At 61.1% G+C, this 19,968-nt stretch carries 14 protein-coding genes; 4 read left to right on the forward strand and 10 right to left on the reverse strand.

Features of this window, described 5'->3' with window-relative positions; translation table 11 throughout:
- The first annotated feature begins 104 nt into the window (after positions 1-104).
- From sppA to ACP90_RS25385, 4 genes are all read left to right on the forward strand, one after another.
- Positions 105-1,091 (forward strand): signal peptide peptidase SppA, encoded by a 987-nt coding sequence (gene sppA, locus ACP90_RS25370; protein WP_062490767.1) that lies wholly within the window; start codon positions 105-107, stop codon positions 1,089-1,091.
- 15 nt (positions 1,092-1,106) lie between these two features.
- Positions 1,107-1,406 carry an integration host factor subunit beta gene (gene ihfB, locus ACP90_RS25375; protein WP_006940254.1) on the forward strand — a complete coding sequence of 100 codons (300 nt, stop codon included), beginning with the start codon at positions 1,107-1,109 and terminating at the stop codon, positions 1,404-1,406.
- 64 nt (positions 1,407-1,470) lie between these two features.
- The gene (locus ACP90_RS25380; RefSeq protein WP_022998966.1) at positions 1,471-1,836 is read left to right on the forward strand and encodes a lipopolysaccharide assembly protein LapA domain-containing protein; all 366 of its coding nucleotides are present in this window, start codon (positions 1,471-1,473) and stop codon (positions 1,834-1,836) included.
- Between the two features lie 15 nt (positions 1,837-1,851).
- Complete coding sequence (locus ACP90_RS25385; protein WP_055657231.1) at positions 1,852-2,760, forward strand: ornithine cyclodeaminase; 909 nt, start codon at positions 1,852-1,854, stop codon at positions 2,758-2,760.
- A 418-nt stretch (positions 2,761-3,178) separates the two neighbouring features.
- Here the strand turns inward: ACP90_RS25385 and ACP90_RS25390 are convergent, their stop codons facing one another.
- The 10 genes from ACP90_RS25390 to ACP90_RS25435 form a co-directional block, all read right to left on the reverse strand.
- Complete coding sequence (locus tag ACP90_RS25390) at positions 3,179-3,799, reverse strand: trimeric intracellular cation channel family protein (protein WP_062490769.1); 621 nt, start codon at positions 3,797-3,799, stop codon at positions 3,179-3,181.
- A gap of 309 nt (positions 3,800-4,108) precedes the next feature.
- Positions 4,109-4,732 (reverse strand): nucleotide exchange factor GrpE, encoded by a 624-nt coding sequence (grpE, locus tag ACP90_RS25395; protein ID WP_062490771.1) that lies wholly within the window; start codon positions 4,730-4,732, stop codon positions 4,109-4,111.
- A 145-nt stretch (positions 4,733-4,877) separates the two neighbouring features.
- Positions 4,878-5,198, reverse strand: a complete 321-nt coding sequence (gene trxA, locus ACP90_RS25400) for a thioredoxin (RefSeq protein WP_022998971.1) — start codon at positions 5,196-5,198, stop codon at positions 4,878-4,880.
- An 85-nt stretch (positions 5,199-5,283) separates the two neighbouring features.
- The gene (gene addA / locus ACP90_RS25405) at positions 5,284-8,790 is read right to left on the reverse strand and encodes a double-strand break repair helicase AddA (RefSeq protein ID WP_062491996.1); all 3,507 of its coding nucleotides are present in this window, start codon (positions 8,788-8,790) and stop codon (positions 5,284-5,286) included.
- A complete protein-coding gene (gene addB / locus ACP90_RS25410) occupies positions 8,787-11,933 on the reverse strand; it encodes a double-strand break repair protein AddB (protein WP_062490773.1) in 3,147 nt (1,048 codons plus the stop codon). The genes addA and addB overlap by 4 nt, the downstream gene beginning before the upstream one ends.
- A gap of 2 nt (positions 11,934-11,935) precedes the next feature.
- Positions 11,936-12,670, reverse strand: coding sequence for a nucleotidyltransferase family protein (locus tag ACP90_RS25415; RefSeq protein ID WP_031268670.1), 735 nt, complete (start codon positions 12,668-12,670; stop codon positions 11,936-11,938).
- Between the two features lie 39 nt (positions 12,671-12,709).
- The gene (gene tsaE / locus ACP90_RS25420; protein ID WP_062490775.1) at positions 12,710-14,236 is read right to left on the reverse strand and encodes a tRNA (adenosine(37)-N6)-threonylcarbamoyltransferase complex ATPase subunit type 1 TsaE; all 1,527 of its coding nucleotides are present in this window, start codon (positions 14,234-14,236) and stop codon (positions 12,710-12,712) included.
- An 8-nt stretch (positions 14,237-14,244) separates the two neighbouring features.
- Positions 14,245-16,689 carry a PAS domain-containing sensor histidine kinase gene (locus tag ACP90_RS25425; protein WP_022998976.1) on the reverse strand — a complete coding sequence of 815 codons (2,445 nt, stop codon included), beginning with the start codon at positions 16,687-16,689 and terminating at the stop codon, positions 14,245-14,247.
- A 312-nt stretch (positions 16,690-17,001) separates the two neighbouring features.
- On the reverse strand, positions 17,002-18,390 hold the full coding sequence (ahcY, locus tag ACP90_RS25430) for an adenosylhomocysteinase (RefSeq protein ID WP_062490777.1): 1,389 nt from the start codon (positions 18,388-18,390) through the stop codon (positions 17,002-17,004).
- Positions 18,391-18,595: 205 nt separating this feature from the next.
- On the reverse strand, positions 18,596-19,903 hold the full coding sequence (locus tag ACP90_RS25435; protein WP_055657223.1) for a cyclopropane-fatty-acyl-phospholipid synthase family protein: 1,308 nt from the start codon (positions 19,901-19,903) through the stop codon (positions 18,596-18,598).
- Positions 19,904-19,968 lie beyond the last annotated feature (65 nt).

Here is a 19,968-nt window from a genome sequence, read left to right on the forward strand (position 1 = left end):
CCGCAATCTGATGTGAAACTGAGAGAAGCCGATTGCATTTCTTACAACGGTCACCCTATGTATGTTATTGGTTTTCATAAGCTCTTGTCGGGGACATCGTATTCATGTCGGTAGATGTTGACGCGCTGGTAGACAGACGGCGCCTCAGACGCAAAGTGACCTTCTGGCGGATCGCGACTTTTGTCGTCATCGCCGCGGCACTGATCGGGGGGCTTATCTACGTCTCCGGGGCTTCGGAATTGTCCAAGCGGACGGCGCATATCGCGCGCATCCCGATCGAAGGCGTCATCCTCGAAAGCCGCAAGACCCTGCAAATGATCGAGAAGATCGGCAAGTCCGATGCGGTCAAGGGCGTGGTGATCTCCATCAATTCTCCCGGTGGCAGCACAACCGGCGGCGAAGCGCTGTATGAAGCGCTGCGCAAACTTTCCGAAAAGAAGCCGGTGGTTGCCGAAATACGAACCATCGGAACCTCCGCGGGCTACATGATCGCCCTTGCCTCCGATCACATCGTCGCGAGATACAATTCCATCACCGGCTCCATCGGCGTGCTGTTCCAGTTCGGCAATATCAGCAAACTGATGGAAACGGTCGGCGTGGAAATGGATGCGGTCAAGAGTGCTCCGCTGAAGGCCGAGCCCGACTTCTATTCCCAGACGAGCCCCGAGGCGCGCGCCATGCTGCAAAAGCTCGTCGACAATTCCTACGACTGGTTCGTTTCACTGGTCGCCGAGCGGCGATCTCTCGACATGCCCAGGGCCAAGGAACTTGCAGACGGCCGCATTCTGACGGGCCACGATGCCCAGACGGAAAAGCTGATCGATGCCATTGGCGGCGAAGATGTCGCAATCGACTGGCTCGTAAGCGAGAAGGGCGTTCCGAAAGATCTTCCAGTCGTCACCTGGAGCGCCAACGAAAATCTGGAAGAGCTGCCGTTTTCCTCCCGGGTCTCGCGAGAGTTCGGAAAAGGCATCGGATCGGCCCTTCTGGAGCCGGTTAGTGAAGCTAAGGGGCTGATTCCACGAGGGCTTACGCTTGACGGGCTGGTATCCGTTTGGCAGGCTTCTGACGCGGCAGACAATAATCCGTAAGCGAGGGGGCACTTCATGATCAAATCTGAGCTGGTTCAGCATATCGCCGAACAAAATCCGCATCTCTATCAGCGGGACGTTGAGAACATCGTCAACGCCATCTTGGATGAGGTTACCGAAGCGCTCATGCGCGGCGACCGGGTGGAGTTGCGCGGCTTCGGCGCGTTTTCCGTCAAGAACCGCCCCGCTCGCGTCGGCCGCAATCCGCGCACCGGTCAAAAGGTGGAAGTGGACGAAAAGTTCGTGCCCTTCTTCAAAACCGGCAAGGAAATGCGTATACGGTTGAACGATGGTGTGGACCACGGCGACGACTGATTGCGTTTGCCACGGCACGCCATTTAAAATCGACTTCTGATCTGGCCAAAACCGGGAGAACCCAGTGACCCGTTTCCTCAAGAACGTGATCTTGTTCGTTATCGCGGTTGTCCTGATCCCGTTGTCGGTGGCGAACCGGCACACGGTCTCCCTGTCGCTCAATCCCCTCGACCCGCAGGACCCGCGCCTGACGATCCCGGACATTCCGCTGTTCTGGATCATCTTCGCAAGTCTGGGTGTCGGCATCATCGTCGGTGGACTTGGCGCATGGGCCAAACAGGGCCGCTGGCGCAAGGAAGCACGCGTGAAGCGCCGGGAAGCCGCGAAATGGCACAAGGAAGCCGACCAGCTGCGGGAAATGAACACCGCAGGTCAGCCGGCATCCAATCTCAAGGGACTGGCAGGACCGGGCAACCGCAACGCCGCCTGACCGGCCGACATTACCATGCGTATTATCTCCAGCGACGAGATCGATGCCTGCCTGGAAGACAGGGCCGTTCTTGAAACGCTGCGCCGGGCCTATCGCTCCAGCACAGTCGCCCCCAAGGCATCCCCCTTGCCCATCGGCCGGCTGAACCAGCAGCAAGGCGCGCTCACCGTACAGCCGGCCTGGACTGACTTTACCCAACAGGGCGACGTCAAGCGCGGCTATATCGGCTGCTCCCTGGCGCTGGATCTTCCTGAACAAACGGGCCTGTCCTCAAGTCTCTACCTATTGTTTTCCGGTTCCGGCGGACAACCGATCGCCCTTCTGGATGGCATGCGCCTTACAGTCTGGCGCACGGCCGGTCTGCATGCGCTCGGCGCTAGTTACCTGTCCCGCGAAGACACGTCCCGCCTGCTGGTCATCGGCGACGACCCGAGGTTGCCCCGGCTTGTGTGCGGTTATGCGGCCGTGCGCAACCTGACGTCGATCCTTCTGGCCGGAGTGTCGCCGGAAATCCAGAAAAGGATCGCCGCCTTGCCCGCGCTCAAGGGGGTCAATGTCGGCATCACGAACGAGATCTATGCCGCGCAGGAAGGCGCCGACATGATCTGCATTGCCGGTCCGGAAAACGAAACAGGCACCCATCACGCCCTCACCTACCTGGATCCTCCTGCGGGCTGTCACGTAGATGTGCTTGATCCGGAAGCACAATTGCCGACAGAACTGCTGCAGGAAGCACGGCTGTTCACCACCGACCTGAGCGAACCGCCACGGCCGGATCTTGAATGGGCTGCCGACCTGAAAGACCTCACACAGGGCACGAAAGCCGGCCGGCGTTACTATGGCCAGCGCACGCTCTTTTTGCCTGCCCCGCGTACCGGGCTCGCAGACTACGCACTGGCTGCACACGTTTTTTTGAGGACGTGACCTCTGGAACTCGTGCCTGCGCACACCATATCCCGGATCAGCAGGGGGAATCCATGAAAGCGAGCGCCCGAAAAGGGTCGCCCGGATGACGGCTTGGCCGCCATGGGTTCGCTTTCTCATTGGTATTTTGAAGGAGCATATCATGCTGACGACGCTTGCCTATTCGGCAAGCCTTCCGGCAATCGCAATTGGGCTGATGTACTATGTGTCGGCCTGCTCGGGGCTTGTCTACTAGTGCCTTGATGGCACCCTGGCCGTTCCACCCTACGGGCGAGACCGGCTGCCTCCAAGGGTTTGGCACGTTCGGCCGATCGCGCCAAACCCGTCATACGATAATCGTGAAGCCGGTTCCCTGTGGGCCGGCTTTTGTCGTTCCAAGACTGTCCGCTGAGGCCAAGGGACGGAAAGCCATCCCGGCTTAGCTGGGATCTGAACCTGTTCCAAAACGGTGTCCGGGCAAGGTCCAGCCACGCAGGATCGCTCCGCCGCGCAAGATCAGCGCACAGCTTGCGGCAAGGATCGCGGCAAGGATTTGCGGCGCGCCCAATTGCACCAGCACAACAAATCCACCCGCACCGGCAAAGGCCGCACCGACATAGATTTCCGGCTTCACGATGGAGGAAGGTTCACGGGCGATGGTGTCCCGCAGGATACCGCCGAAAGTTGCCGTGGAGACACCCATCAGGATCGCCACCAGGATCGTGTCACCGACAGTCAGGGCCTTGGCAGCTCCCATGACAGAATAGGCCGCAATACCGATAGCATCGGCCCATCTCAAGGGTTTGCTGAGCTTTTCGATCCACTCGGCAAAATACCAGACCAGCGCGCTGACGACGAAGCACACCAGCAGATACCATTCGTTCTCCACCCAGAAGACCGGTACACCCAGCAAAAGGTCACGCAGGGTACCACCACCGATCCCCGTCAGCGTGGCAAAGAACAGCAGGGCAACGATATCCAGCTGCTTGCGCGAAGCGACGATGCCGCCGGTAATGGCGAATACCGCCACCCCGAGATAGTCCAGCATTTGCAGCAGCATTCCGTCCCCCATGGCCACTTTCTTTCCGAAGGCAGTACCTGAGGTCCGGGTCTTTGTCATCCCGTAGCATGCCACGCCGGCGCTCTGCCCTACGTCTGAGGGCCTGCATATCTCGCTCAAGGGATTAGGGAAGTCCGACCAGACCGCTTTCTGGAAAAACATTGATCGTTCCCGGCTGTCGTCCTCGCGCGTCGCATCGACGGCAGGACTGGCTCCGGCCAGCTGTGTTGACGAAAGGGTTGTTCCAAAGAAAAGGGCCACTCCGCTGGATGCGGAGCAGCCCCTTCGAAGCTCTGGGGTCGGTTGAGCTCAGGCGTTCTTGTCGACCGTCTGTCCGGCTTCAGCCGACGCCGCAACATCCTTCGGGCCACCCTTGGACACGCCGACCATGGCCGGACGCAGCACGCGGTCGCCAATGACGTAGCCGGCCTGCATGACCTGTACAACCGTGTTGTTCGGCACTGCGGTGTTCGGCACCTCGAACATGGCCTGGTGGAAGTTCGGGTCGAACTTCTGGCCTTCCGGGTCCAGTTTCTTGACGCCATTCTTTTCAAGCTGGTTGAGCAGATCGCGCTCGATCATCTCGACGCCTTCGATCAGCGAAGCAACACCCGCATCGGCGTTCTTGCGGTCCTCTTCCGGCAACGCCTCAAGTGCGCGGCGCAGGTTGTCGGAGACCGTCAGCATGTCGCGGGCAAAACCTGACACGGCGTACTGGCGGGCGTCCTTGACTTCCTTTTCCGTGCGGCGGCGCAGGTTTTCCATTTCCGCCATCACGCGAAGCGCGCGATCCTTCAGATCCGCGTTTTCGGCTTTCAGAACTTCGATCGGATCGACACCGGCCGCCTCGACAGCTTCCGGCTGTTCCGCTGCTGCGGTTTCCGGCGTTGCTTCTGCCGGCTGCTCTTCCGGGGTTTTGTTTTCGTCGCTCATGAATGATCCGTTTGCTCAGACTGTTTGCGGGTGCTTATACGACCGGTTGGCGTTTTTTCAAAGAGCATCGGCGGATAGGCTTTCGCTTACCCGCCGGATGCGCTCATATGAACCGCAGCCGGTCAGCCGCAGATATATTTCGGAATTAAAGGGCGCTCTTGATCCAGTCGGAGAGTTTGCCCTTCGGCGCTGCACCGATCTGGGTTGCCATCGGCTCGCCGTCCTTGAACAGGATCAGCATCGGAATGGACCGAACGCCGTATTTCATGGCCATGTCCTGGTTCTCGTCGATATTGAGCTTGGTGATCTTCACCTGGCCGTTCATCTCTTCGGAGATTTCTTCAAGAGCCGGAGCGATCATCTTACACGGACCGCACCATTCGGCCCAGAAGTCGACCACGACCGGGCCGTCGGATTTCAGGACTTCGGCTTCAAACGAAGAGTCGGTAACTTGTGTGGTAGCCATAACTAGATCTCGTAGGTCTCAGGATCGCGCCTACCCGATGTAAGCGCGTCAGTTGGCAAGAACGTAGGAAGCCGAGGGCCTGCCGTCAAGCCGATGTGCCGTCAGGACGCAGTCCGGCGAAGGTTTCTTCCAGCACCTTTTCGGGGATTTCCATCAGGCTCGGCACCGCGGTCCACAGAAGCTGGGCGGAAATTTCCCTGTCCGGATAAATCTGCTTCAGCATTTCCCTGTAAACACAAAGCTGTGCGCGGTACTCGAGCGGGATTTCGGCAACTGATGCCGGCGGATGGAAATTGGTCTTGTAATCCACAATCACCACCCGGTTATCCTCAACCACCAGCCGGTCGATCTGTCCGGATATCTCGACTTCCGTGCCGTCGCTTGCCCGAATCGTCCCGACCAGCGGAACTTCGGCGCGGGCATGACCGCAAAACAACGTCTCGAATTCCGGCATCTCGAGAATCGCAGCCACCTCGCGCAGAAGGTGAGGCATGCGCTCGGCAAATTCCGGCTTGAGGGCCTGCTTGAGGTAGGCTTCCGACGCTGCCATGCGGGCGTCTTCAGCCAAGTCCGGCAACAGCTCCAGAAGCCGGTGGATCAGTCGACCGCGCTCCAGGGGCCAGGACGCAAGATCCCTGCCCGCCTGCAGGCGAGACACCGCAGGCACCGGTTCGATGCCTTCCTTTTCCTCCATCGCCTCGAATGCCCGTGAGGGCTGAAGGCGTTTCTTCCTGGCAAGCGGACGGACGGGACTGGAGAGCCAGTCCGGCAACGGCGGTTCTTCGCTGCGCGGCTCTGCGGAGGTATGCGGCGCCGCGCCTGCCTCGGGCTCGGCGATGACGCCGTCCTTCTGCCAGCGCCAGGCGGAGACGGATCCATCCGTCGCTGTCAGTTCACGCGCCTCAGGCTTCAACGCCCGCGAGACCATCGAATACCAGCAGTTCTCGTGGGCACCGCGTTTCGGTTCCCAGCCGCAGACGATCAGCCGGTCTTCGGCGCGGGTCAGAGCCACGTACAACAGGCGCCGGTATTCTTCCTCCTGCGCGTCCCGCAGGGCTTCCACCGCCGCGTCGTGCCAGGGCGTCCGGTCCGCCTTGGGCGGCAGCCAGACCAGCGCCGGTGGCAGAAGATCGTTTTCCAGACGCTTGCGCGGCAGGAAGGCCGGATCGTGGATTGCGCTGACAGGTGCTGCCCCCGGATCGACCAGAACGACGATCCGCGCTTCCAGCCCCTTGGAACCATGCACGGTCATGATGCGGACCATGCCCTTGGTATTGGTCAACTCACGCTTGATCTCGGTCGGTGCCGCTGCCATCCAGGCAAGGAACCCTTCCAGGCCCGGCGTGCCGGATTGCTCATAGGCAATGGTGAGCGCCAGGAACTCGTCCAGAACGTCATCGACTTCCACGCCGAGGCGAGCGCGAAAAGCTTTCCGGCCACCATCAGCCCCCAGCAGCCGGGCATAGAATTCGTAAGGCGGCACGAAGTCGGCGCGTGCGCGCCAGTCTTCCAGCCTTGCGCGCACGGCCTTCCATTTGTCCGAACTGTCCGACCGTTTCACCAGCATCTGCCACAGCGTTCCGGGGCGCACCTTTTCCGGCGTTTCCCGGGCAACCTCCAGCAGGTCGTCGTCCGTCAGGTCGAACAGCGGGCTCTTCAGCACGCAGGCAAGCGACAGGTCGTCTTCCGGCAGCAACAGGAACCTGCCGAGAGCGGCAAGATCCTGAACAGCGATATGGTCCGTCAGAACAAGGCGGTCACTGCCGGCAGCCGGGATGTCCAGCTCCTTCAGTTCCCGGTTGAGCGCTTCGACAAAAGGCCCGCGCTTGCGCACGAGGATCATCACGTCGCCGGGATTTGCCGTGCCATCGCGCATCCACTGGGCAATTTCGGCAGCAATACGCCTGGCCACCTTCAGCATCGGGCTGCCCGAACCGACGTGGTCGATCGGCTGGCGCCAGTCGTCCGGCTCCTCGATCTCCGCCTCGGCTTCCAGTGGCCACAGATCAACGATCCCCGGATCGCGCCGGATGGCTTCATGGACCGGCGCTTTCACGTCCTGCGACAGACCCTTGTGGGCACTTTCGTCGTGAAACACCTTGTCGACCGCTCCAAGAACATCCGGCGTGGAGCGGAAGGAGAGCTGCAGATTGACGGAATGAAACTCAAGCTCGGCCGCCTCGGCCTTTCCGGAAAAGGCCCGGCGCATGGCATCGAAATAGGCCGGAACAGCGCCCTGGAACGAGTAGATCGACTGTTTTTCGTCGCCCACCGCAAACAGCGTGCGCACCCGGTCCCTTGCTCCGGTCCCGGCGAAAAATTCAGAGGCTAGCGAAGTCACCACTTCCCATTGGCGCGGGCTGGTGTCCTGGGCCTCGTCAACGAGGATATGGTCGAGCCCCTGGTCGAGCTTGTATTGCACCCAGAGCGCGGCGTCCGACTTCTGCAGCAGTGTTGCCGTCTTGACCACCAGATCCTCGAAATCGAGATACCCGCGGGCGGTCTTGGCGCGCTCATAATGACCGATCACCGCGTCGGCGAGACGCAGCAGGGCTGTGGTTCCCTCATAGGTCGCTACCTTCCGGCGCTGGTCAAGCAATTCCAACAGGCGTTGTTGTTCCGCCTCCAGTGCCTCGAGCATCTGGGGAAACGTTTCAGCGACCTTCTTGGTGGCGAGCGACTTTCGCGGCTCGAGCTTGGCTGTCAGGAAAATCGCCTGCCAGGCCTCGCGGAAAGCGGTTATGTCCGTGAGCCTCGCGGCGGTAACCAGATCGTCCGCACGCGCCTGATCGGTCTTGGTGCCGGTTCGCAGTGCCTCGGCATAGGCAAGACAGGTGTTCAGATCAAACGGGCATGCGGACCGAAACTGCTCGTCGAAATCCGCCAGCCTCAGAACCGGGTCGGTTTCCAGAAGACCGGCAAGCTCGGCAAGCGCGGTTTCCAGATCGCCGGCATCAACCGTCCAGCGGCGGAAAGCGTCACGGCTCTGGATCAACTCGTCCAGCGCCTTCTGGGCGCCGCCATCGCTCATCAGATCAATGACAGATGCCAGCGCCCTGCCAAAGGCGCTTTCCGGCTCGGTTTCGGCAACATGAAGCACGGTCGCGCGCGAGGCCGCCATGAGTTCCGCTGCCACCCGGTCGTCGAGTACGGCAAAATGGCCCGCGACGTTTGCTTCCAGCGGAAACTGGTGCAGCAGGGATTCGCAGAAACCGTGAATGGTCTGGATCTTCAACCCGCCCGGTGTTTCCAGTGCCCGGGCAAACAGGCGGCGTGCCATCGCCAGGCGCGCGGCATCTGGTTTGCGGCCTTCAATATCCTGCAATTCGGCCGCGAGTGCGGCATCATCCTTGGTGACCCATTCGCCGAGGATCTTGAAAACGCGGGTCGCCATTTCGGCAGCGGCGGCCTTGGTGAAGGTCAGCGCAAGAATACGAGAGGGATCTGTGCCATCCAGCAGCAGCCGCACCACCCTGCGGGACAGAACGAAGGTCTTGCCCGATCCGGCATTTGCACTCACCCAGGCAGAAGCCCGTGGGCGGGAGGCAAGGTCCTGCCGTTGCCTGGTCACTTCAGGGATCTGAAAGCTCATGAAGGCTCCTCCGATCCAAGTGCCCATTCCTGCGTTCTGGCAAGATGATCATAGTCACCGCCCATCTGCCGCTCGCGCATGACGCGGGCACGGGACAGGTAACCAATGTCTTCTCTGACATAGTGGGCGATCAACTGTTCCAGCCGCGTCCAGGCGTCTTCCACCAGATCTTCCAGCGGCGTGTCCTTCGGGTTTCGCGGCGCTTCGATCACCGGTTCGCTGCCGCCCTTCAGCTGCAGATACAATAGCTCGGATATGGGCGCGTCAGCCGGCACATCCTTGAACCCGAACCGCCGGACCATCGCGGCCTCCAGCGGCAATTGCGGCGACAGGAGCGCATCGACCTGCTTTTGCGAGGGCACCTGCCCTGTCTTGTAATCGACCACGGACAGCCCACCGCCACTTAGAAGGTCGATCCGGTCTGCCCGGCCGCGCAGGCGGAAATCGAAGCCGGGCAACTTCAGTTCAACACCGCCCCCGATTTCCAGGAACCGCTGACTGACGTGTTGCGATCGCCTCGCTTCGTAGGCAACGAAGCCAGCCGCAATTTTCTGGAAACGCGGCCACCAAAGCGCCCGGATCGCCGGAAACGCATCAAGAGGCTCAAACAGCTCCTCGCCGATCTCTGTCAGGGCCTTTACGGCACTGTCGTCGAATGCGCCGGTCCAGGTCAGCAGGAAATCTGCCAGCGCATCGTGAATGAGGTTGCCCTTATCGGCCGCACCGGGTTCGCCGCCGATCGGGTCGACCGGCTGCAGCTCGAGCACATGACGGGCAAAGATCGCGTAGGGATCGCGGATCAAGCGTTCAATTTCGGTGATGGAGAGCGATTTCGGGCGCGCTGCCAAGGGCGGACGAGGGTGAGGCCGGGACGCGGGCCGCACCGCGCCTTCCGGCCGGTCGAGCTGTGCTGCAAGGGCGGAATATACCGCCCCTTGCGCTTCCAGTTTCTTCGTCAGGTCAGGCCCGGCAAGCGTGGTCAGGCGTTGCAGCCAGCGCGATGCAACAGTGGGAGCGCCGTCGGAGCGTGCGGCACGCGACAGAAGAACCCGCCGTGCCCCCATGCCTTGCGCGAAGTCATGTGCGGCCGCACCGAGCCGGCGTTCCGGGGGTTCCAACCCCATGTCACGCTTCATCGGCCGGTTCAGCCACGGATCATTGCGCGTGCGTTGAGGCCAGACGCCCTCATTGAGGCCACCCAGGATCGCGAAATCAAAGGCCTGAAGCCGTGCTTCCATGGGACCGAGGATCTGCACCCGCTGGTCGCCCGGCAGCCTGCGCCGTACGGCCTGACCGGACATCAGCGCGGGCAGTACCGACGGCCATTCGCCGGCGGGAATTTCCAGTCCGCTGGAGCTTGCTTCCAGAAGACCGGTCAGGAACTGGGCCAGCGCCTCGCCCGCCTCACCGGCGTAAAGTTCTGCCACCGAACCTTCGTGATCGATCGAGATCGCCTCGATCACATCGACATGACGCCGTGCGAGGTCGGTCAGAAGGATCGTGCCGCCTTCTGCGGCAAGTTCTTCCAGCGGTTTCAGTGCGTTCGCCAGCCGGTCGACAAGGTTCGCAATCACATCCCAGTCTTCGTCGTGGATCTTTTTCCAGCGTGGCGTATGTGCCTTGCCCGCATCTTCCCGGCTCGCCTCGACAGCCAGTTGCAAACCTGCCGTTCCCGGCCGGGCGCGCGGTCCGCGAACCACGCCACGCTCCAGCGCGCGGGCGGCAGACCGGATGTCTTTCACCGGCAGGCCCAACCGTGTCAGCGGATGCTTCAGAAGCGCCAGAAGATCGATAGGCTCGCAGCCACCGAGCGCGAGTTTCGCAGCCAGGATCGCCAGAATGGCCGGTGCGGTCTGGTCGAGCGGGCGGCCGGCACTGTCGTCCACCTGTATGTTCCAGCGGGCAAGCTCTGCCGCAACCCGGCGCGTCAACATGCGGTCCGGCGAAATTAGGGCCGCACTTTCCTGCCGCTCGATCGCTTCGCGCAAGGCAATCGCCACGCTCAAGGCTTCATCCGCCTCGTTGCGGGCAGTCATGATCGAGACACCATCCAATGCCTCCGCCCTGTCCGTTTCTGGACGGGCGTCCAGATAGGCTGTCCAGCCATCGGAGGTATCGGCGGGACGCAGGGCCTCGGAGACCAGTTCCTCACGCAGCAGGAGCCCCCGGTCCGGGTTTGGCCCGAGTGTTACGACCTCTTCCCGCCCGGCACCCAGCCGATCAAGCAACTGCTTCAGCGAATACTGCGGATGTGAAGGCAGGGTTGACGCGTCTTTCTGCATCAGCCCCTTGCGGGTAGAGGCCTTGCCCGTCTTTTCTCCCAATACGGCCCAGGAGCGGCTGTCCAGATAGCGGTCCAGCCCAGGCAGCACGACGACACCGGATTCAAGCCGGGAGACAACCTTCAGCAATTCGGCGGTGGCCGGAACCGAGCCGGTGACACCCGCAACAATGACCGGGCCACGAGGAGGTGTCCGTTCCAGGCGCTCGGCCTCGCGCCGGATAAGGGCCGAGCGGCGTGCCTTCGGGTCCATCATTTTCAGTTCGGCCAGATGCGCGGGCCAGGCCTCCCGCACGATCTGCAGGAAATCGAGCGTGATCTGCCAGTACCGGGCATGGTCCTCCGGCACCAGACCGGACAGTTCCGTCCAGTCGGCTTCTTCCGTCTCGACCTCGTCCATCAGCGTCAGCAGGTCTGCCGCCAACCAGGCTGCATCGGCCGTCGACGCCGGAAGGCCGAGAGGTTCGTCGGACCTGAGACTGAGCGCTTCCCGGCGCAGCATGCCTTTCCAGGCCTTCACCAGCCGCGTCATCGCAAGATGACGTTCCAGAAGGGGCATTGCCGGCGGCAGAGGTTCCAGATCCGCATTGGCGGTCAGGCTCTGCGCATCCTCGTCGGCATCGCCCACCGGGCGGATGGCAGGCAGGAGAACCGGCCGGCCACCAAACCGCTGCTGGAAAAGCTCCGGCAGCAGGCGCGCAGCGCGGCGCGTCGGCAGATACAGCGTGACCGACGGCAGCAGCAGTGGATCGTCCAGCGGGCGAAAGCCAGGGATCAGGGTGCCGTCGACCAGTGTGTCGGCCAGCGTTTTCAGGAAAGGGACGGACGGCGGGACAGACCAGAGGCGCGCGCTGCGGGCCATCCTCAGGCGGCACTCTCGCGAACGGCATATTCGGCGGCACGTATGGCCTCCGGAGTTCCGATATGCAGCCACAGGCCTTCCATCTGAACGCCGTAGAGACGTCCGGCTTCAATCGCCCTGTCGAAAAGCCTGTTCATGGAGAACGGCCCGTCCGGGGCATCTTCGAACAGGCGCGGGTGCAAAATGGTTGCACCTGCATAGGCAAAGGGCGTCACACCCTTTTCCTGCCGCCGGGTCAACGCCCCATCCTTCGCCATGTCGAAATCACCACGGCCGGAATAGCCGACCGCTTTCACGGTTTCGGCAACCAGAAGCAGGGCGTCCATGCGGCTCTCGTCCCAGGCTTCGATCATGTGTTCCAGGTTGGGTTTGACGCCTTCGATCCAGTAGCAGGTGTCGGCATTGAGCTGAAAGAACGGCTCTTCGCCCAATAGCGGCAGCGCTTTCTTGATACCGCCCCCGGTTTCCAGAAGCTGGTCGCGTTCGTCGGAAATCAGGATTTCCATATCAGGGCGGCGGCGGACATGAACCTCCACCAGATCGGCAAGGTAGTGCACGTTGACCACACAGGTCTTCACGCCGGCTGCTGCCAGCCGGTCCATGCCATGGTCGATCAGGGCCTGACCGTTGACCTCGATCAGGGGCTTGGGCGTCGTTGCCGTCAGCGGGCGCATGCGCTTGCCGAGGCCTGCGGCCAGGATCATGGCTTTGGAAGGGCGAAACCGCTTGTCTGTCATCATCTGTCTCAAATGTGCGACCGGTTGAACGCGGCGCGTTCAGTGCCGGTAGCGTGCGTACCAGTCTTTCAAATCCGACAGGAACGGCCTGTCAAGCACCCGGTCGAGATAGCCTAGCATGCGCGGCAGATGGCTCAAGTAAGCCGGCTTACCATCGCGCTCGGCCAGACGGACGAAGATGCCGAGGATCTTGGAGATCCGCTGCGCCGCCATGACCGCATAGGCTTTCGAAAAACCAACTTCATCGAACTCTGCGGACTGCATTTTTCTTGCCGAGAGATAAGCATCGTAGAGCGCCGTTTCCAGAGCTTCGTCCATGTCCGTGCGGGCGTCCAGCAGCAGGGAAGCAACATCATAGGCAACCGGGCCATAGACCGTGTCCTGGAAATCGATCAGGCCGATCCTGTCGGTTCCCTCAGCACCCGCCTGCCAAAGAAGGTTCGGCGAATGAAAATCGCGCAGCACCCAACCTGTCTGGGCCTCGCTTATGTCTTCAAGTGCCTCGCGCCATAACCGTTCGAATTCCGAGCGCGTGCTCTCGTCGGCCGGCTTTCCGGACACCTTCGGAACATACCAGTCCAGAAACAGTGCCGCTTCGGCAACAAGCGCGTCCGCTGAATAGTCGGGGACCTGATACAGCCCACCATCAGCGAGCGAGACCGTTTTTGGCCAGGCCTCACCATGCATCTTCGCCAGGACATCGACGGCGGCAAAATATCTTTCGCGCACCGGCTTGCCGTCTACCACGATGGTATCCCGGCCAAGATCGGACGAGAGGATCAGCCCGTTTTCCAGGTCGCTCGCCATAAGATCGGGCGCGCGAAGACCATGGTTCCTGAGTTCCGTTCCTACCGCGACAATCGCCCGGCAGTCGCGCGCCAGATGCACCTTTTCCATGTAGGCGCGGACAGCTTCCGGCACCGCGTCCCCCTGGAAAGGCCAGCGCATCAGAACAGCTGTCGAAGACCCTGTTGCAACCGTCTCGAACGTTCGCAGGGAGGCATCGCCTGCCAGGAAACGGCGCTCGGCATCAGGCAGACCAGCGGTCCCCAGAAAGGACCGCGTTGCCAGCGATTGCCCGATCCGGTTCTGCCAGTGCGGGGCGTCCGAATAGAGGCTGAACCGGCGATGGTCATCGCTGTCAGTCGGCTGGGTGATCTGGATCCAAAGGGCATTGCCGGGCAGCAGCTCGTTCGCCTTCTCCGGCCATTCGATCAGCGCGGCTCCCGTTTCCAGAAGGTCATCCAGCCCGAGCTCTTCCAGTTCTTCGGGCTCTTCAAGCCGGTAAAGATCGAAGTGGGACAGGTCGAAACGCGGCAAATCGTAGGTCTGCACGAGCGTGAAGGTCGGGCTCGGCACTTCCAGCTCCGGCTCACCGGCAAAGGCCCGGATCAGCGCCCTGGTGAACGTGGACTTCCCGGCGCCCAGATCGCCCGACAGGCAAATGACATCGCCGGGCTTCAGGACCATCGCGATGTCGTTGGCAAGACGCCGCGTGCCGTGTTCGTCGGCAATTTCGATTGTCTGAAAGGCGCCCGACAGGGCTTGCAGCTGGTGGTCTGCCATCCGGCGTCCTACTCGGCCGCCGCCTGGTCCGCCAGTTCGGGCCGTGCGGGGAAAACGCAGGTCACCGTCGTGCCCTTGCCTTCGGCGGACTGAATATCGACCGTGCCGCCATGCAGTTCGACAAAGCTCTTGACGATGGCAAGGCCGAGACCTGCGCCCTGACGGCGCGATCCTGTGTCATGCCCGACAAAGCGGTTGAACACCTGGGTGAGGATTTCAGCGGGAATGCCATAGCCATGATCCTGAACGACGAAGGTCACCTTGTCGTCTTCGCGGCTGCAGCTGACATCGACCACGCCGTCGGGCTCGGAATAGCGCACGGCATTGGAGATGAGATTGAACAGGACCTGACGCAGGCGTTTTTCGTCGGCAACCATCATGCCGACATCACCCGGCACATGGGTCCGCAGGTTGATGCGTGCTTCGGCGATCCGGTCCTTCAACCCTTCGACGGCGGCCGCAACGGTCGGCGCGACGTCAACTTCACCCAGGTCCAGTTCCATGATGCCGGCATCCAACGTTGCCAGATCCAGAATGTCGTTGATGATGGCAAGCAACGCCGAGGAGGACGACTGGATGTAGTCCGCATATTCGCTCTGCTTGTCGGAGAGCTCTCCGAATTTCGGATCTGCCAGCAACTGGGCGAAGCCGATGATGTTGGTCAGCGGCGAGCGCAGCTCGTAGGAAACATGCTGGATGAAGGCGTTCTTGATCTGGTCTGCCTGTTCCAGTGCCTCGTTCTTTTCCAGAAGGGCCCGCTCGACATTGACGCTGTCCGTTACGTCGACAAAGGTCACCAGCGTACCGCCGTCGGGCAGCGGAACAGTGGCATAGTCGACGACATCGCCGTTGTGGCGTTCCAGACGGCTGACCTTCTGGGTGCGGTTGTCGAGAAGTCCCGTCACGTTGCCGGCAAGCTGTTCCCAGGCATCGCGCTCGGTTTCATTGAGCGTGCAGGCGGAGACGACTTCCTTGACGTGCGGCAGTTCTGAAAGCTGATCCTCTTCCAGTCCCCAGATACGACCGAAGGCCGGGTTCCAAAGGCGCAGGCGCCCGTCGGACCCGAACACGGCAACGGCTTCCGACAGATTGTCGAGGGTTTCCCCCTGGACGCGGGTCAGCGCGTTGTAGCGGCTTTCCAGATCGAGCTGCTCGGTGACGTTTTCATAGATATAGGTGACGCCGCCTTGCGGGTGCGGATTGGCAATGACGCGCAGGGTGCGGCCATCGGGAAGATGCCACCAGCTTTCGCGAGCTTCCAGAGACTGGTAGCTCTCCATCATCTTGTTGCGCCAGACGCGATAGTCCGCCTGTTCCGGGATCTTGCGCGCCGCGCGCAAGGCATCCAGAACCGCGCTGTCTTCCGGCCGGCTTTCCAGGAAAGCGGGATCGAGATCCCACAACTGGCGGAAAGCCGCGTTGTAGAATTGTAGCTTGCGATCGGCGCTGTAGATGGCAACCGCAGCTGCCAGCTGGTCCAGCGTGCGGCCGTGGAAGTCCTCGGCGCGGCCGAGTTCCTTCTGGGCCTGTTCCAGTTCGCTGATGTCCACGGCAATGCCGGCTCCGCCGACATTGGCATTGACATCGGTCACTTCGAACACCCGGCGTTCACCGGAGGCCACGATGGGAATACGTGCGTTGAAACAGCCGTCTTCGTTACGCTGGACGGCCATGGCGGTGCGCGCAGCAGCGTCGAGGAAGGTTGCCCCTTCCTTGATCGCAAGATCAGCGTCGGTCATGTCGACCGCTTCCGCATAGGCCTGGTTGGCCCAGATGAGATTTCCTTCCGCATCGCGCTGCCAGGCCGGTGCCGGCATCGCATCCAGCAGCGCGTGCAGCATATGCAGTTCGCCCGAGATCTTGGCATTGCGGGCAGCAAGTTCCGCCTGCATCTGACGTTCGCCGGTCAGATCGCGCAGACGCAGGACCACAGCACCGCCGGTGGTGCGCCCCAGCGCTTCCACATAGGTTCCGGTGCGGGTCTTCAAGGTGGTGGTGAAGGCTTCGCCGGTACGGAACAGCATGTCCAGATGACGTTCCAGGTCGCCGGCGCATTTCGCCGTCAGCCAGCTGCCGAACGCAAGCAGTTGCGCCGGGGGGCGCGGCACGCCAGATTTTTCGGGAAGAATGCCCCAGATCTGCGGCATGGCGCCGTTGCCGGTCCAGACGATGACGCGTTGCTCGTCGGTATTGAGCATCGCCTCCAGGCGGTCGACCCGGAATTTGAGATCGCTCTTTTCCTTTTCCAGCGCGTCGGTCAGCAATCCGGATTGTTTGCGATGACGCACGAGAGCGACAGATGCGGTGACGGCAAAGGCGCACATTCCGCCTAACGCACCAAAAAGAATCATGTTATCGGGGGAAATGGCAGCAGTCGTGTCGGCGAGCATGTCGGCTGCCGCTGAACCGCAAGACAGGCTCCAGCCTGCCAGCGCCGTTCCGCCGAGCTTCACCGATTTCAGACTCCAATCTCGCCACGCCGCGCGTGGCCGCGCGTCGTTCCTGCCGCTTATCGGCATATTGTGATCCCCTTGTGCCGCCTTGCCCTGTTCTTGCGGGCCGCAGCTCCCGGTTTCTGGGAGCAAATCAAAGACATCCGCCTCGTGGCCTTTGATTCGCCTAAACCATAACCTTTTTGAGAATCACGCAGAAGAGTCCGTTATTGAAAAGTTAACAGGACCCTTAAAATTAAAGGGTCCTGCATTTTTTTGTTCACAGACCCGAATCGAGGCGATCACCACATCTAGTGGGCCGCCTCGCCGGAATCAGTATTTGTAGTGTTCCGACTTGAACGGACCAGCCTTATTAATCCCCAGATATTGAGATTGCTCTTCCGACAATTCGGTTAACGTGACGCCCAGCTTCTCCAGGTGAAGGCGGGCAACCTTCTCGTCCAGATGCTTCGGCAGCACGTAGACTTCGTTCTTGTACTGATCGCCCTTGGTGAAGAGTTCGATCTGCGCCAGAACCTGGTTGGTGAAGCTTGCGGACATGACGAAGCTCGGGTGGCCGGTGGCATTGCCGAGGTTCACAAGGCGGCCCTGCGAGAGCAGGATCATGCGCTTGCCATCCGGGAACACATACATGTCGACCTGGTCCTTGACCGGGCGGCACTTGGTGTTCTTGAGGGCAGCAACCTGGATCTCGTTGTCGAAGTGGCCGATGTTACAGACGATCGCCATGTCCTTCATGCCACGCATGTGGTCGAAGGTGATGATGTCCTTGTTGCCGGTCGCGGTGACGTAGATATCGCCTTCCGGAAGAGCCTGTTCGATGGTCTTGACCTCGAAACCGTCCATGGAAGCCTGCAGGGCGCAGATCGGGTCGATTTCGGTGACGATCACGCGGGCACCGGCACCAGCCAGGGACTGAGCGGAACCTTTGCCGACGTCGCCGTAACCGCAGACAACGGCAACCTTGCCGGACATCATCACGTCGGTGCCGCGACGGATACCGTCGACCAGGGACTCACGGCAGCCATAACGGTTGTCGAACTTGGACTTGGTGACGCTGTCGTTGACGTTGATCGCCGGGAACGGCAGGTCGCCCTTCTTCTGCATTTCATAAAGACGCAGAACGCCAGTGGTGGTTTCTTCCGAAACGCCCTGGATCAGCTCTTTCTGCTTGGTGAACCAGCCCGGGTTGGCGGCCATGCGCTTCTTGATCTGCGCGAACAGGCACACTTCTTCGTCCGACTTCGGGTTATCGATCAGACCGGTTTCACCGGCTTCGACCCGTGCACCGAGCAGGATGTAGAGCGTGGCGTCGCCGCCATCGTCCAGGATCATGTTCGCACCTTCGGGGAAGTCGAAGATCTTGTCGGCATAATCCCAGTATTCTTCCAGGGTTTCGCCCTTGGTTGCGAAAACCGGAATGCCTGCAGCTGCAATCGCAGCGGCTGCCTGATCCTGCGTGGAATAGATGTTGCAGGACGCCCAACGGACTTCCGCACCCAGCGCAACCAGCGTTTCGATCAGAACGGCGGTCTGAATGGTCATGTGCAGGGAACCGGCAATGCGGGCGCCCTTGAGCGGCTTGGAGTCACCGAATTCGGCGCGGCAGGCCATCAGGCCCGGCATTTCGTGTTCGGCGATCTCGATTTCGGTGCGGCCCCAGTCTGCGAGCCCGATGTCTTTAACGATGTAGTCGGTCATGAATAAGTCCTGCTGTTTTGAGCCAGCTTCAGGCGCAAGGCCCCTTGAGTGTCGCCGCCATCTCGTGAACCAGTGCCAAAACGGCACCAGGGGCGGGCGACAGCCGAAATCCGGAAGGCTCCGGAAATCGTTGGAAGGGGTTATAGCGCCAGCAGGGTCATCACGCAATAAAGATATAAAGAATTCTTTATATCATATGTCCCAATCACGTCCGGTAGAGATCCGCCCGTGATGGCGGCATGCCTGATGGACCCTTGGTGCGACGCGTCGCGACCGTCTGGAAGATGCCGATGGAGCCGCGTTCGAAGCCGAGCGAGACGCCAATGAGATAGGCCAGCCAAAGACGATATTTGTGCTCGCCTATTTCCGCGACAGCCGCGTCCTTTACCTTCATCAGGTTTTCCGCCCACAGCCGTGTCGTGCGGGCATAGTGCTCGCGCCAGGCTTCTACGTCGTGAACCTCAAAGCCGTGCGCTTCCAGATTGGTCAGCGTCCAGCCAATGTGGTCGACCTCCCCTCCCGGGAAGATGTAGCGTACCAGCGCCTGGTATTCCGGCTTCTTGCGGCGGAACGCCTTCAGATCCTTTTTGCCACGGCGGGTGATCGCATGGTGCAGGTAGACACCCCGCGGTTTCAGCAGGCGGTGCACGCTCTGGAAGTAATTGTCGTAATTGTCCAGCCCGACCGCCTCGAACATGCCGATGGATGAGATCTTGTCGAACTTGCCGTCCATGTCGCGATAGTCGATCAGCTTGACCGAGACCTTGTCTTCAAGGCCACGCGCCTTGATCCGCTCCTCGGCAAGCTTCAGCTGTTCTTCCGCCAGTGTGACCCCAACGGCTGTCACGCCATAATGTTCGGCGGCGTGGCAAATCAGGGCGCCCCAGCCGCAACCGATATCGAGCATCCGGTCGCCCGGCTTCAGCCGCAGCTTGCGGCAAATCATGTCGAGCTTGTCTTTCTGCGCCGTTGCCAGATCGTTCGACCAGTCGGAGAAATAGGCGCAGGTGTAGACCATCTCCGGATCGAGAAAGAGCCGGTAGAAGTCGTTGGAAACGTCGTAATGGAACGCGATGTCGTCCTTGCGGCTGCCGGAGCTTCGGTCCGCTGACTGACCGGCATCAAGCCCGTCCGGGTTGGCTTCAGCCTTGCGACCAGAACCGCGCCAGAGCGAAAATCCGGTTTTCAGCAGCAGGGTCTTGTTGAGGCGTTTGCGAATTTCCCGGCTTTTGAGTGTCGGCCGCTTTTCGGCAAAGTCGAAAATGCTGCCACCGCGCGGGTCGACGTCGCCATTTGCATAGAGATCGATCAGCGTCTTGATGCCGGGACGGCGAAGAAGACGCGTCAGCGCCGTTTCGGAAAGAGCAAGCCGCAGACCGTCCGCCGGCGCATCGGCAGGTACCCGGGATCCGTCCCAGAGTTCGAACGCGAATTGAAGTTCCAACGCCTCATGGACATGGGTAAGTGCAGTGCGCGCGGCGGAAATCAGTCGGTCCTGAGTGTGGCTCGCCATGTCGGCCCCCGGTTCGGTTTGGAAGGGTGTGGCCGATGCCCGGAATTCACTCGATCGACCGCAGC

Source organism: Labrenzia sp. CP4, from assembly GCF_001579905.1.
In the GTDB taxonomy this organism is placed as follows: domain Bacteria; phylum Pseudomonadota; class Alphaproteobacteria; order Rhizobiales; family Stappiaceae; genus Roseibium; species Roseibium algicola.